At 68.5% G+C, this 13,236-nt stretch carries 14 protein-coding genes; 7 read left to right on the top strand and 7 right to left on the bottom strand.

Translation table 11 applies throughout. From position 1 onward, the window contains the following. Positions 1–51: 51 nt before the first annotated feature. From E3T23_RS13535 to paaA, 6 genes are read right to left on the bottom strand one after another with little or no spacing between them, the layout of a single operon-like run. Positions 52–825, bottom strand: coding sequence for an enoyl-CoA hydratase/isomerase family protein (locus tag E3T23_RS13535; RefSeq protein ID WP_134371005.1), 774 nt, complete (start codon positions 823–825; stop codon positions 52–54). A 25-nt stretch (positions 826–850) separates the two neighbouring features. Continuing rightward, positions 851–2,026, bottom strand: a complete 1,176-nt coding sequence (paaE, locus tag E3T23_RS13530; RefSeq protein ID WP_134371004.1) for a 1,2-phenylacetyl-CoA epoxidase subunit PaaE — start codon at positions 2,024–2,026, stop codon at positions 851–853. A gap of 2 nt (positions 2,027–2,028) precedes the next feature. Continuing rightward, positions 2,029–2,547, bottom strand: a complete 519-nt coding sequence (gene paaD, locus E3T23_RS13525) for a 1,2-phenylacetyl-CoA epoxidase subunit PaaD (protein WP_241977949.1) — start codon at positions 2,545–2,547, stop codon at positions 2,029–2,031. A 2-nt stretch (positions 2,548–2,549) separates the two neighbouring features. After that, positions 2,550–3,380, bottom strand: coding sequence for a 1,2-phenylacetyl-CoA epoxidase subunit PaaC (paaC, locus tag E3T23_RS13520; RefSeq protein WP_134371001.1), 831 nt, complete (start codon positions 3,378–3,380; stop codon positions 2,550–2,552). Next, positions 3,377–3,682, bottom strand: coding sequence for a 1,2-phenylacetyl-CoA epoxidase subunit PaaB (gene paaB, locus E3T23_RS13515; protein ID WP_104102564.1), 306 nt, complete (start codon positions 3,680–3,682; stop codon positions 3,377–3,379). Before paaB ends, paaC begins: the two co-directional genes overlap by 4 nt. Further along, entirely contained in the window at positions 3,682–4,665 is a 984-nt protein-coding gene (gene paaA, locus E3T23_RS13510) for a 1,2-phenylacetyl-CoA epoxidase subunit PaaA (protein WP_134371000.1), read from the bottom strand. The genes paaB and paaA overlap by 1 nt, the downstream gene beginning before the upstream one ends. A 116-nt stretch (positions 4,666–4,781) precedes the next feature. Here paaA and paaI point away from each other — a divergent pair, with 116 nt between their 5' ends. From paaI to E3T23_RS13475, 7 genes are all read left to right on the top strand, one after another. Continuing rightward, positions 4,782–5,216, top strand: coding sequence for a hydroxyphenylacetyl-CoA thioesterase PaaI (gene paaI / locus E3T23_RS13505; RefSeq protein WP_134370999.1), 435 nt, complete (start codon positions 4,782–4,784; stop codon positions 5,214–5,216). 24 nt (positions 5,217–5,240) lie between these two features. After that, complete coding sequence (gene paaK / locus E3T23_RS13500) at positions 5,241–6,560, top strand: phenylacetate--CoA ligase PaaK (protein ID WP_134370998.1); 1,320 nt, start codon at positions 5,241–5,243, stop codon at positions 6,558–6,560. Positions 6,561–6,633: 73 nt separating this feature from the next. Beyond that, positions 6,634–7,269, top strand: a complete 636-nt coding sequence (locus tag E3T23_RS13495; RefSeq protein ID WP_134370997.1) for a TetR/AcrR family transcriptional regulator — start codon at positions 6,634–6,636, stop codon at positions 7,267–7,269. A 61-nt stretch (positions 7,270–7,330) separates the two neighbouring features. Further along, on the top strand, positions 7,331–7,687 hold the full coding sequence (locus E3T23_RS13490; RefSeq protein ID WP_241977955.1) for a hotdog fold thioesterase: 357 nt from the start codon (positions 7,331–7,333) through the stop codon (positions 7,685–7,687). A gap of 62 nt (positions 7,688–7,749) precedes the next feature. Then, positions 7,750–8,094 (top strand): helix-turn-helix transcriptional regulator, encoded by a 345-nt coding sequence (locus E3T23_RS13485; RefSeq protein WP_134370994.1) that lies wholly within the window; start codon positions 7,750–7,752, stop codon positions 8,092–8,094. Between the two features lie 71 nt (positions 8,095–8,165). Next, complete coding sequence (locus tag E3T23_RS13480) at positions 8,166–8,681, top strand: universal stress protein (protein WP_198416223.1); 516 nt, start codon at positions 8,166–8,168, stop codon at positions 8,679–8,681. Positions 8,682–8,690: 9 nt separating this feature from the next. Continuing rightward, positions 8,691–11,444 (top strand): cation-translocating P-type ATPase, encoded by a 2,754-nt coding sequence (locus E3T23_RS13475; RefSeq protein ID WP_134370993.1) that lies wholly within the window; start codon positions 8,691–8,693, stop codon positions 11,442–11,444. 88 nt (positions 11,445–11,532) lie between these two features. On the opposite strand, the gene E3T23_RS13470 is transcribed toward E3T23_RS13475, so the two are convergent. Continuing rightward, a partial coding sequence (locus E3T23_RS13470) for a DEAD/DEAH box helicase (RefSeq protein ID WP_134370992.1) occupies positions 11,533–13,236 on the bottom strand: 1,704 nt, incomplete at its 5' end.

Here is a 13,236-nt window from a genome sequence, read left to right as displayed (position 1 = left end):
GCACGCGCGTCGCGGGGACAGCGGCAGGACGGGCAGGACAGGCGGGACGGGTCAGCCGCGGCCGGTGAAGGCGGGCTTGCGCTTCTGCTGGAAGGCGGCGAAGCCCTCGCGGTAGTCGGCGGTGTCGCAGAGGGCCGCCTGCGCGCGGTTCTCGGCGGCGACGCTCTGCCAGAGGCCGAGCCGGTCGTCCCGGAGGGCGCGCACGAGCTCCTTGCTGGCGAGGAACGCCTGGGTCGCACCATGCGCGGCCCGCTCGGCGGCCGTCGACGTCGCATCCGTCACCTCGTCGGCCGGGAAGACCTGGCTGAACAGGCCGGAGGCCACGGCCTCGGCACCGGACATGAGCCGGCCGGAATAGATCAGATCGAGGGTGCGGTGCGCGCCGAGCCGGTCGACGAACAGGGCATGGCCGCCGGAATCGAGCGTGGCCCCGAGGTTCGCGAACGGGGAACCGATCTTCGCGGTGTCGGCGACGTAGACGACATCCGTGGCGATCAGCAGGCCGAGGCCCACACCGAGGCAGGCTCCGTGCGCGGCGGCGAAGGTGGGGGCAGGGAAGACGCTCATCCGCTGCAGCAGCGGCGTGACGCGGTCGCCCAGGAAACCCATCACATCGTCGTCCCGCGGGTCGACGCCCGAGATGTCGCGGCCGGCGCAGAACGCTCGGCCCTCACCGCGCAGCACGAGGGCGCGAACGCCGGCCGCCTCCGCGGTCTCGTAGGCGGCCTCGAGCTCGGCCAGGGCCGCCTCGTCGAGCGCGTTCAGCTTGTCGGGGGCGTTCAGGACGACGTAGGCCACGTCGTCCCGAATGGTCAGCTCGATCACGGGAACCGCTTTCTGCGCTTTCGCGCTATACGTCGTAGTCGACGACGACCTTGTCGGTCGTGGGGTGCGACTGGCAGGTGAGCACGTAGCCGCGGGCGATCTCGTCGGGCTCCAGGGCGTAGTTCTCGGTCATCGTGACGTCGCCGCTGACGAGCTTGGCGCGGCAGGTGCCGCACACTCCCCCGGCGCAGGCGAACGGGACGTCCGGGCGAACGCGCAGGGCGGCGTTCAGGATGCTCTCCTTCGCGTTGACCGGCGTGGTCACCGTGGCGCTCTCGCCGTCGAGGGTGAACTCGATCTCGAAGGTCTTGTCGCCGATTCCGACGACCACCGGCCGCCCGGTGTCGCCGGCGGCGTGCGTCGGCTCCCCCGTCGTGAACAGCTCGAACCGGATGTGGCCCGGCTCGACGTCCACACTCTCCAGCGTGTCGCGGCACAGCTGCACCAGCTCGAACGGCCCGCAGAGGAACCACTCGTCGACGGCGGCGGGACGGATGATGTTGGCCAGCATCAGGCGTAGCTTCTCCTCATCGATCCGGCCGGAGAGCAGGGCGGAGGAGCGGGACTGGCGCGAGAGCACGTGGTGCAGTGCCAGCCGGGCCGGGTACCGGTCTTTCAGATCCGCGAGCTCGTCGAGGAACATCACGTCCAGCGCGGTGCGGTTCGTGTAGACGAGCGTGAAGCGGGAGGTCTCGGAGCGTTCCAGCACCGTGTGCGCGAGCGACATCAGCGGCGTGATTCCGCTGCCGGCGGCGATGCCGACGATGTGCTTGTCGTCCAGGGTCTCGAGCGCGGTGGTGAACGTGCCCTGCGGGCTCATCACGTCAAGGCGGTCCCCCGCCCGGAGTTCCGTATTGGCCCAGCTCGAGAAGATCCCGCCGAGGTCGCGCTTGATCGCGACACTGACCGAGCCGAGCGTGCGGGGTCGGCAGATCGAGTAGCTGCGGCGCAGCTCCCGGCCGTCGATCGTGGCGCGCAGCGCCAGGTGCTGCCCGGGGTCGTAGTCGAACTCGCCCTGCAGCTCCTCGGGAACCACAAAGGTCACCTCGACGCTGTCCTGGGTGAGCTGACGCACCTCGCCGACGGAGAGGGTGTGGAAACGGGCGCGGCGTTTCGTGGGCGCGGCGGCGGGGTCGGTGACGGAGTCGTCGGTGGGGTCGAGGACGGCTGAATCGGTACTGCCCAGATTGAGTGCGGCCATGGTTACAACACCTTGAAGTAGTCGAACGGTTCGAGGCAGTCCCGGCACTCGTAAAGCGCCTTGCACGACGTCGAACCGAAGCGGGCGAGTTCCCGCGTATTCAGTGAGGAGCAGCGCGGGCACTTGACCGCGAGCTGGAGCCGGACGGTGCCGGTCGGGCGCACACCGGAGTGGCCGGTCGGTGCGGCGATGCCGTAGCCGACCAGCTTCGCCTTGCCCTCGTCGCTCATCCAGTCGGTGGTCCAGGCCGGGGAGAGCACGAGTTCCACGGTGACGTTCTGATAGCCGGCACCGGCGAGGGCCGACGTGACGTCGTCGCGCATGGCCTCCATCGCGGGGCATCCGCTGTAGGTCGGCGTGAGGATGACGTGGGTTCCGTCGGCCGTGACGGCGACCGACCGGAGCACGCCCAGGTCTTCGATCGTGAGCACGGGCACCTCGGGGTCGCAGACCTCGGCGGCGATATCCCAGGCCCGCTGGGATGCCGGGTCGCTCGGACGCGGACGGGCGAGGGAGGCCACGGTCACCATTTCGCGCCGGGGTGCGCCCGAGCCAGCACCTGCAGCTCGGCGAGCAGTGGCCCGAGGTTCTCGGAGTGGTCGCCGCGGCGGCCGCCCCCGGAGGAGATGAACCCGCGGGGAACCTCGAGCTCGGCTTCGGCGAGCACGGGGAACATGGCGCCCTCCACCGCGGCCCGCAGGGAGGACGGTCGCACGGCGACGCCCTCGAGCCGGTCGATCAGCGGCTCGTCGACGAAGAGTTCCTCCACGAACGGCCACAGGTCGGAAAGGCCGGTGATCATGCGCCGGCGGGATTCCTCGGTGCCCTGCGCGAGGCGCAGCACCCACTGGATGGAGTGGTCGCGGTGATAGTCGACCTCCTTGACGGCCTTGGCCGCGATCGCGGCGAGCGTCGCATCCGTCGACTCCATCAGGGTGCTGTAGAGCTCGAACAGGTAGTGCGCCGCGATGAACTGGCGGGCGATCGTGTGCGCGAAGTCGCCGTTGGGCTGCTCGAACAGGTGCGCGGAGCGCCACTGGGGCTCGTCACGCCAGTAGGCCAGGTCGTCCTCGGTGCGGCCGGACTCGGCCCCGGCGTAGTGCAGCAGGGAACGGGCGTGCCCGATCAGGTCGAGGGCGATGTTGCCGAGGGCGATGTCCTCCTCCAGCTCGGGGGCGCGAGAAATCCACCAGCCCAGGTTCTGGGCCAGCACGAGCGAGTCGTCGCCGAGCCAGAGTGCGTATTCCGCCACATCATGCGAGGCGACGGATGCCGCCTCGACCAGTTCCGCGGAGAGCTGGACCGTGTCGACGTCGACGTGGCCGTGGCCGTCCTGTTCGATGGTGTCGCTCACAGGTGCTTCACCCCTTCGCTCTTCGTGTAGTAGCTCGCGTGGCGGTAGTTCTTGCCGGCGGGCGATTCGAAGAAGGCACCCTTCGCATCCGGATCGCTCGTGGTGATCGCATCGGCAGGCACGACCCAGATCGAGACGCCCTCGTTGCGGCGGGTATAGAGGTCACGCGCGTTGCGCACCGCGAGGGTGGCGTCGGGGGCGTGCAGGGAACCCACATGGGTGTGGCTGATTCCGCGGCTGGAGCGCACGAAAACCTCCCAGAGGGGCCAGATTTCCTTCTCGGATGCACCGGGAGCGCTCATTATGCGACCGCCTTCACGGCCTGCTTGGCGGCGTACGCGGCAGCAGCCTCGCGTACCCACCGGCCCTCGTCGTGCGCGTCGCGGCGGCGCTGGAGGCGCCTCGCGTTCGCCGGCCCGCGGCCCGCAAGGACCTCGTGGAACTCGGTCCAGTCAATTTCGCCCATGTCGTACGCACCCTTTTCTTCGTTCCAGCGCAGATCCGGGTCCGGCAGCGTCACGCCGAGCACCTCCGCCTGCGGCACGAGCATTCCGACGAAGCGCTGGCGCAGCTCGTCGTTGGAGAATCGCTTGATGTTCCAGGCCATCGACTGCGCCGAGTTGGGCGAGTCGTCGTCGGGCGGTCCGAACATCTGCAGGGCCGGCCAGTACCAGCGGTTGACCGATTCCTGCGCCATCTCGCGCTGGGCGGGCGTGCCGTTCATCAGTTCGAGCAGAATCTCGAAACCCTGCCGCTGGTGGAAGGACTCCTCCTTGCAGATGCGCACCATGGCGCGGCCGTACGGACCGTAGGACGCGCGGCAGAGCGGCACCTGGTTGCAGATCGCGGCGCCGTCGACGAGCCAGCCGATCGAGCCCATATCCGCCCAGGTGGGGCTCGGGTAGTTGAAGATCGAGGAGTAGCGCGCCTTGCCGGCGATGAGCTGGTCCGTCATCAGATCGCGGCTGATGCCGAGCGTCTGTGCGGCGGAATAGAGGTAGAGGCCGTGGCCGGCCTCGTCCTGCACCTTCGCCAGGAGGATCGCCTTGCGCTTCAGACTGGGCGCCCTGGTGATCCAGTTGCCCTCCGGCTGCATCCCGATGATCTCGGAGTGCGCGTGCTGGGATATCTGGCGGATGAGGGTCTTGCGGTAGCCGTCGGGCATCCAATCGCGTGGCTCGATGCGCGAATCGGCGGCAATCAGGTCGTTGAACTGCTGCTCCTCGACCGACACCGTGGCGGCGCTGTCCGGGTCGATAGCGTAGGGAACTGGCGGGATTGTCATCGTTGACTCCTGGGTTTGGCGAACTTTTACCAACCGATCGTTCAGTTAGTATATGGTTTCCCTACGACCCCCACAACCATGCGTTGCGGCCCGAGGAACTCAATGAGGAGAACCCCATGACGGATGTTTTACCGCCCTCCAACGGGGCCATGATGCAGAATGACCGGGCATCGGCCGCCCTCGGAATGGTCGTGCACGCGTCGGAACCGGGCCGCGCGGTCGTCTCCATGCTCCTCCGGGACGACATGATGAACGGCTTCGACGTGACCCACGGCGGGATCGTCTTCGCCCTGGCCGACACGGCGTTCGCGATCGCCTGCAACGACGACCACCACGTCACGCTCGCGTCTGGCGCCGACATCACCTTCCTGAAGCCCACCGCCGCCGGGCAGACCCTCACCGCGACCGCCGTGCTGCGCACCAAGAGCGGACGCTCCGGCCTCTACGACGTGCGCGTCGCCAATGAGCACCACGTGCCGGTCGCGGAGTTCCGCGGGCGAAGCCGCACCACCAACTTTCCCGTGCCCGGCGCCGTCGCACCCGCGCTCTAAATCCGCATTCAACCAGGAGGCCCCATGTCAACGCTGACCAAGACCCGCTTGCACGCCCCGGCCCAGGATGAACTCGATCCCGAGGAGCGGATGTCCCGTGACGAACTGCAGGCCCTGCAGCTGACCCGGCTGCAGAAAACCGTGCGGCTGGCGTACCGGAACGTACCTCTCTATACCCGCAAGTTCGACGAGGTCGGCGTGCACCCGGACGACATCCGCACCCTGGACGATGTGGCCCTCCTGCCGTTCACGACCAAGGACGACCTGCGGGTCTCCTACCCGTTCGGTATGTTCGCGGTGCCGATGGACCAGGTCGCGCGGATCCACACCTCTTCCGGGACCACCGGGCTGCCGACGGTCGTCGGCTACACGCAGAACGACCTGAAGATGTGGGCGGGCCTGGTGGCGCGCAGCCTCCGCGCCTCCGGCGTGCGTCCCGGCATGCGCGTGCACAACGCGTACGGTTACGGCCTCTTCACCGGCGGACTCGGCGCGCACGCGGGCATCGAGGCGCTCGGCGCCACCGCCATCCCGATGTCCGGCGGCCAGACCAACAAGCAGGTCAAGATGATCCAGGACTTCGAGCCGGACGTCATCATGGCCACGCCCAGCTACCTGCTCACGATCACGGATGCCATGGTCGCGGCCGGCATGGACCCCCGCTCGTCCAGCCTCAAGGCCGGCGTGCTCGGCGCGGAGCCGTGGACCAACCAGATGCGGCTCGAACTGGAGGACCGCCTCGACTTCGACGCCCTGGACATCTACGGGCTCAGCGAGGTGATGGGCCCGGGCGTGGGCAACGAGTGCATCGAGACGAAGGACGGGCCGCACCTCTGGGAGGACAACTTCCTGCCCGAGATCATCGACGGTGACAGCGGACTCGTGCTGCCGGACGGCACCCAGGGTGAGCTCGTGTTCACGTCGCTGACCAAGGAAGCGTTCCCGGTCATCCGTTACCGCACCCGCGACCTGACCCGGCTGCTGCCCGGCTCCGCACGCCCCGGCATGCGCCGAATGGAGAAGATCACCGGCCGCAACGATGACATGATCATCCTGCGCGGCGTCAACCTGTTCCCGACCCAGATCGAGGAGATCGTGCTCAGCATCCCGAGCCTCTCCCCGCACTTCGTGATCGAGCTGACCCGGCCGAACCGGATGGACGAACTCACCGTGCGGATCGAACGGCACGAGCACGCGAGCGACGTCGCCTCCGACATCGCCTCGGCGTTGCTGATCCACCGGATCAAGGACCTGATCGGGTCCAGCGTCAGCGTGCTGATCGTGGAACCCGGCACGCTCGAGCGCAGCACGGGCAAGCACAAGCGTGTCTACGACCTGCGCTGAACCTGACGCAGGACCGAGCGTTCACGGGTCGGTTACTCCTCCGGGAACCCGGCCCGTGAGAGACTTCTCGATTATGTCTGAACCAGCCCTCACCAAACGCGGTCGCCCCGGTTACGACCAGCGCGCCATCCTCGAGGTCGCGGTCGCCGCCTTCAACGAGTTCGGCTACGACGCCACCTCGATGGGGGTGCTCGCGACCCGCCTCGGCCTGTCGAAATCGGCGATCTACCACCACTTCAGCTCGAAGGAGGAGCTGCTGGAACAGGCCCTCGACGAGGCTCTCGACGGACTCGAGGGCGTGCTGCTCGAGCAGAGCGCCCAGGTCGGACCGGTGATCGACCGACTCGCCGCGGTGCTGCGCGGAGCCGTGGAGGTGCTCACCTCCCGGCTGCCCTACGTGACGCTGCTGCTGAGGGTGCGCGGCAACACGGATGTCGAGCGCGCCGCGCTCGCGCGCCGCCGCGCCTTCGACCGGTCCGTGTCCGCCCTCGTGGTGGAGGCCCGCGACGAGGGCTCCCTGCGCGGCGACATCGACCCCCGGATCGTGACCCGGCTTCTGTTCGGTATGGTCAACTCGATCGTGGAGTGGTATCGGCCGGAGGGCCCGGAAGACGCCGGTCAACTGGCCAGCGATGTGCTCGCGGTGGCGCTCGACGGGCTGCGGGTCTCGACCCGCTCGACCGGTCTCGACAGGCTCGACCACCGGTAGAAGATCAAGGAGAAACGTGAACGGGAACTGGAAGATCACGCTCGGCGAACTGGACGAGAAGATGGGCGTGACCATCGTCGAGCAGTCCGCGGAGCGGGTCGTCGCGACGATGCCGGTGGAGGGCAACCGGCAGTCGTTCGGGCTGCTGCACGGCGGGGCATCCGTCGCCTTCGCCGAGGCCCTCGGTTCGTGGGCGGCCGTGATCCACGCGGGCCCGGGACGAAGCGCGGTGGGGCTCGACATCAACGCGACACACCACCTCGCGGCCCGGTCGGGGATCGTGACCGGGGTGGCCACGGCCATCCGTCTCGGGCGCACGATCGCCTGCCACGAGATCGTGATCAGCGACGACCAGGGTCGGCGGCTGTGCACCGCGCGCATCACGAACCTGATCATCGACGCGCCCGACCGGCCGTAAGCTGCCCCTCCCGGCGCGAGACGGCCGCGACAGCACGACACCGGAGGACTAATCTCGCTTAGATGAACGCATCGGACCCCGACCAGGACCCCCGACTCAACGCCGGGAGCGATGCCCGCTGGACCTTCCTGACCAACCACGCCCACGTTCTCGTCACGATTGCGCGGGATCCGCAGTGCCGGATGCGCGACGTGGCCTCCCGGGTGGGCGTCACCGAGCGCGGGGCCCAGAAGATCATCGCCGACCTCGTGGCGGACGGTTACATCACGAGAACCAGGATCGGGCGGCGCAACAGCTACCAGATTGCCACCGGGCGACCCTTCCGGCATCCCGTGTCCGAAGGCCACGAACTCGACGAACTGCTCGCCGTGCTCGTTCCGATCCCGCCCCACGCGCTGGACACCTGAACTGCAGTTCGGTAATCTGGGAGTGTTCTGATCGTTCTGCCTCACTCGTCCCCCAGTTCGGAGAGTTCGCCGTGACCACCGAAGGCACCACCCCAGCAGGCACACCCGTGGAAACCGCCGAGGGCTCCAGTCCTGCGTCGGCTCCGGCCGGCAGCATTGTCGTCGGCCACGACGGCTCGGCCTTCGCTGACCACGCGCTCGGCACGGCGTTCGGGCTCGCCGAGCAGCTGCACGCCCCGGTGGTGATCGTGCGCGCCTGGTCAATCGACACCGCCCCCCGGCCCGCGAACTGGGAGTTCGGGTTCGTGTCGTCGTTCGACGAGTACTCCGAGGCGGTTCGGGTCGCCCTGATCGAGGACACTGCTGCGATGGTGCACGCCTTCCCGCACGTGAGCGTCGACTACCGGGCCGTGCATGCGGGGCCGGCCCGGAGCCTGATCGAGGTGTCACGGGACGCGCGCATGCTCGTGGTCGGTTCCCGCGGCCGCGGCAACCTGGCCGGCCTTCTGTTGGGCTCGGTCAGTGACCAGTGCACCCGACTCTCGGTCTGCCCGGTTCTGGTGACGCGCAAGCCCGCCAAACGCTGACTCCGACGGATGCCCGCCCCCTCGCCAGCAGCCGCCACAGTGCGCCCCGCCTGGCACACTCTTTCGGCTGCTGACACCATTGCGGCGCAGGACGTCGATGCCCGCACCGGGCTCGCCGCATCCGCCGTCGAAGACCGCCGTCGGCGCTACGGACCGAACCGGCTGCGTAAGCCGCACCGCGTGCCGACCTGGCGCAAGATCGTGCGCCTTCTGGCCGAGAAGATGACGATCGTCCTGCTGGTGGCCGCGGTCGTCAGCGCCGTCGTCTCCCGGGAACTGGAGACGCCGATTGTGATCCTGGCCGTCATCATCCTCAACACCATTCTGAATTATGTGCAGGAGCGGCGGGCCGAGAGCAGCCTCCAGGCGCTGCAGAAGCTGTCCGAAGGCAAGGCTGTCGTTCGCCGGGACGGCACCGAACTCGAGGTGCAATTCTCCGAGCTGGTGCCGGGCGACATCGTGCTCCTCGACGCCGGCGACTCCGTTCCGGCCGACGGTCGCCTCATCGCCAATGCCGGACTGCAGGTGGCGGAGGCGACCCTGACCGGGGAATCCGAGCCCGTCGGCAAGACGATTCCCGCGCTGGACGATGCCGGGCTGCCGCTCGCCGACCGCACCAACATGCTCTTCATGAACACCCTCGTCACCCGCGGCCGGGCCACCATGGTGGTCACCGACACCGGCATGGGCACGGCCGTCGGCGGCATCGCGGGGCTGCTGAACGAGGTGAAGAACGACAAAACACCTTTGCAGCGCAGGATCGACCAGCTGGCCCAGCTGCTCACCGTCGCGGCGTTGGTCGTGGTGGCGATCGTCTTCGTGCTGGGCCTCCTGCGCGGGGAATCCTGGAGCGAGCTGCTGATCACCGCCGTCTCCCTGGCCGTTGCGACCATTCCCGAGGGTCTCACCGCGGTCGTCGCGTTCACCCTGGCAATGGGCGCCTCCCGGCTGGCCGCCCAGGGCGCGATCATCAAGCAGCTCTCGGCGGTTGAAACGCTCGGCAGCGTCAGCCACATCGCCACCGACAAAACCGGCACGCTGACCATGAACGAGATGACCGCCCGCCGGCTGCACACCCACGGCCGCGATTTCCGAATCACCGGCGAGGGCTACTCCACCGAGGGCAGGATCCTCACCGGCGACGACCGGCCGATGCCCGACCTCACCGAAGCGTTCCTGACAATGGCCCTCTGCAACGACGCCATGCTGCACGACGGCGTGCTGGTCGGCGACCCCACCGAGGGAGCCCTGGCCGTGCTCGCCGAAAAGGGCGGCATCGACGTCGCGGGTGCGAGGCGGACCCACTCCCGCGTGGCCGAAGTGCCCTTCGACTCCGACTACAAATTCATGGCCACGTTCCACCGACCGGTAGAGCCGACGGGCGAACTCCCGCGACCGGCCGGCCACCGCTGCTGCGTCAAGGGCGCACCGGGCGCCCTGCTGCCCCTGACCGACTCGGTGCTCACCGACGACGGCGTCCGCCCTCTGGACGACACGCTCCAGCAACGAATCCACGAGACCATTCAGGAGCTGGCCGGTGAGGGCCTGCGCACGATCATGATCGCCGGACGCACCCTCGACGCCGGCACCGTTCCGGACGACGACTCGGGCCGCTCACTGGTCACCGGGCTGACCCTGTACGCCATCGTCGGAATCGTCGACCCGCCACGGGTCGAGGCGGCCGAGGCCATTGCGGTGGCGCTCGGCGCCGGCATCCGCGTGCACATGATCACGGGCGACCATCTCGTGACGGCCTCGGCCATCGCCCGTAATCTGGGCCTGCCGGGTGAGGCTGCTGCCGGTCCCACGCTGGACGACCTCGACGACCACGAGCTCTCCGCCCGCGCCCCCGACTACGGGGTGCTCGCCCGGGTCACCCCGGCCCACAAGATTCGGGTGGTCAGGGCGTTGCAGTCGGGCGGCAACGTCGTGGCCATGACCGGTGACGGCGTCAACGACGCGCCGGCGCTGAAGCAGGCCGACATCGGGATCGCCATGGGCATCACCGGCACGGATGTCTCCAAGGGCGCCGCGAACATGATCCTCACCGACGACAACTTCTCCACGATCGTCGCCGCCGTGCGGGAGGGACGGGGCATCTACGCCAACATCCTGAAGTTCGTCAGGTTCCAGCTGACCACGGCGTGGGGATTCGTGCTCATCTTCCTGATCGCGGGCGTCACCGGCTGGGCCGCCGGTGCGCCGTTCACGGCGCTGCAGATCCTCTGGGTCAACATCATCATGGACGGCCCACCCGCCCTGGCGCTCGGCCTCGATCCGGCCGAGCCCGGAACGATGAGCCGGCCTCCGCGGCCGTCCGACGAACCTCTGCTCACGCGGGATCGGATGCTGCGGATTCTCGGGCTCGGGCTCGTCATGGCCGCGGGAACCCTGACCGTGTTGATCCAGGCGCCCGCCCTGTTCCCGGACAGCGCGGGGGACGCAGCCTTCGCCACCACCCTCGCGTTCACGACCTTTGTCTTCTATCAGGTTTTCAACCTGCTCAACGTGCGCTCGGACACCCACTCCGTCTTCTCACTGCAGACGTTCACCAACCGCAGCATCTGGCTGGCACTCACCGCGGTGATCATTCTGCAGGTCCTCGTCGTGCAGATCGACGTGCTCCAGGGTCTCTTCGACACCACCTCGCTCACTTCGGGCCAGTGGGGCCTCTGCGTGCTGGTCGGGTCGTCGGTGCTCTGGATCGAGGAGATCCGGAAGACCATCGTGCGGGCAAACGGACGCCGCGCAGCCCGCCGCTGAGGTGCCCCTGCTCCGGAACGCGAAGAAGGGGCACGCGCCGTGACGGCGGGTGCCCCTTCTGTATTTCAGGTGCTGCTGGAGGTGCGGACTACATTCCCGCGAGGTCGCGGACCGACGTGTCGCCGGGGGCCGCGTTCGTGAAGGATGCTTCGATCTCGGCGCGCTCGAGCAGGTCGTCCATGCGGCGACGACGCTGCTTCGGAATGAGCGTGACGACGGTACCGGACTTGCCGGCGCGGCCGGTACGACCGGAGCGGTGCAGGTAGGTCTTGTACTCGTCGGGGGCGTCGGCCTGGATGACCAGGTCGATGTCGTCCACGTGGATGCCGCGAGCCGCGACATCCGTGGCCACCAGCACGTTGACGCGACCGCTGGTCAGCATCTGCAGGTTGCGGGTACGGCGGGCCTGGTTCAGGTCGCCGTGCAGGCTTGTCGCCTTCACGCCTGCATCTTCGAGCTGGTCGGCGAGCTGCTCGGCGTAGGCACGGGTGCGGGAGAAGATCAGCGTCTTGCCCTGGCGGTCGACGAGCTGGCCGATGATGGCGCTCTTGTCGCGGTGCTCGATCACGAGCACGCGGTGGTCGATCGTGGACGAGGCCTGGTCTTCGCCGGCAACCTCGTGCACGGCCGGGTTGATCAGGAATTCCTTGACCAGCGAGGCAACGCCCTTGTCGAGGGTGGCCGAGAAGAGCAGCTTCTGGCCGCCCTTCTTGGTCTGACGCAGGATGCGCTGAACCGGCTCGAGGAAGCCCAGGTCGCACATGTAGTCGGCTTCGTCGAGGACGGTGACGACGACCTCGCTGAGGTCGAGTCGACCCTGCTCGATGAGGTCTTCGATGCGGCCGGCGGTGCCGATGATGATGTCCACGCCGCGCTGGAGGGCGCTGACCTGGCGGTACTGCGGAACGCCGCCGTAGATCTGGGTGGTGAAGAGGCCGACGCTGCGGGCGATGGGCTGGATGGTGCGGTCGATCTGCAGGGCCAGCTCACGGGTCGGGGCCAGGATGAGCGCGCGCGGCTTGCGGGCCATCTTGCGATCCTTGGCGCCGTTGTTCTCCAGCAGCTTTTCCACGAGGGGAGCGCCGAAGGCGATGGTCTTGCCGGAACCGGTCTTGCCACGGCCGAGCACGTCGCGTCCGGCGAGCACGTCCGGGATGGTCGCGGCCTGGATCGGGAACGGCGTCGCGGCACCGAGGGTGGCCAGCTCGCGCACGATGTTCTCGCCGAGGCCCAGGTCGCCGAAGGTCACGCCGACGACTTCGGCAGCCGTCGTCGCGATGGCTTCGAGGCGCTCGAGCACGACGTCGTCACCGGCGGCGAAGTGCGCCTTGGTGTCGCGGTCGGGGTAGAAGTTGCTGGAGTGGCCGCCATCGGACGCCGAGCGGGCCGAACGCGCCGGACGGTCGGAGTTCGCCCGTTCGGAACGGTCGTAGCCGCCGCGCTCGGGGCGGGCGGGACGGTCACCGTAAGACGGACGGTCGTTGTTGTACGCGGGACGGTCGGTGCGGGGAGCGCGGTCGCCGTAGGAGGGACGCTCGGTGCGGGCCGGACGGTCGTTGTTGTAGGCGGGACGGTCGGTGCGGGGAGCGCGGTCGCCGTAGGAGGGACGCTCAGTGCGGGCCGGACGGTCGTTGTTGTAGGCGGGACGGTCGGTGCGGGGAGCGCGGTCGCCGTAGGAGGGTCGGTCGTTGTTGTACGCGGGGCGATCCGTGCGCGGACGGTCGTTGTTGTACGCGGGACGGTCCGTGCGGGGACGGTCGTTGTTGTACGCGGGACGGTCCGTGCGCGGAGC

Origin of the sequence: Cryobacterium cheniae (assembly GCF_004403395.1) — a bacterium.
GTDB lineage: Bacteria > Actinomycetota > Actinomycetes > Actinomycetales > Microbacteriaceae > Cryobacterium > Cryobacterium cheniae.
The sequence above is the reverse complement of the archived record's forward strand: the minus strand, read 5'-3'. Positions and strand labels throughout refer to the sequence as shown.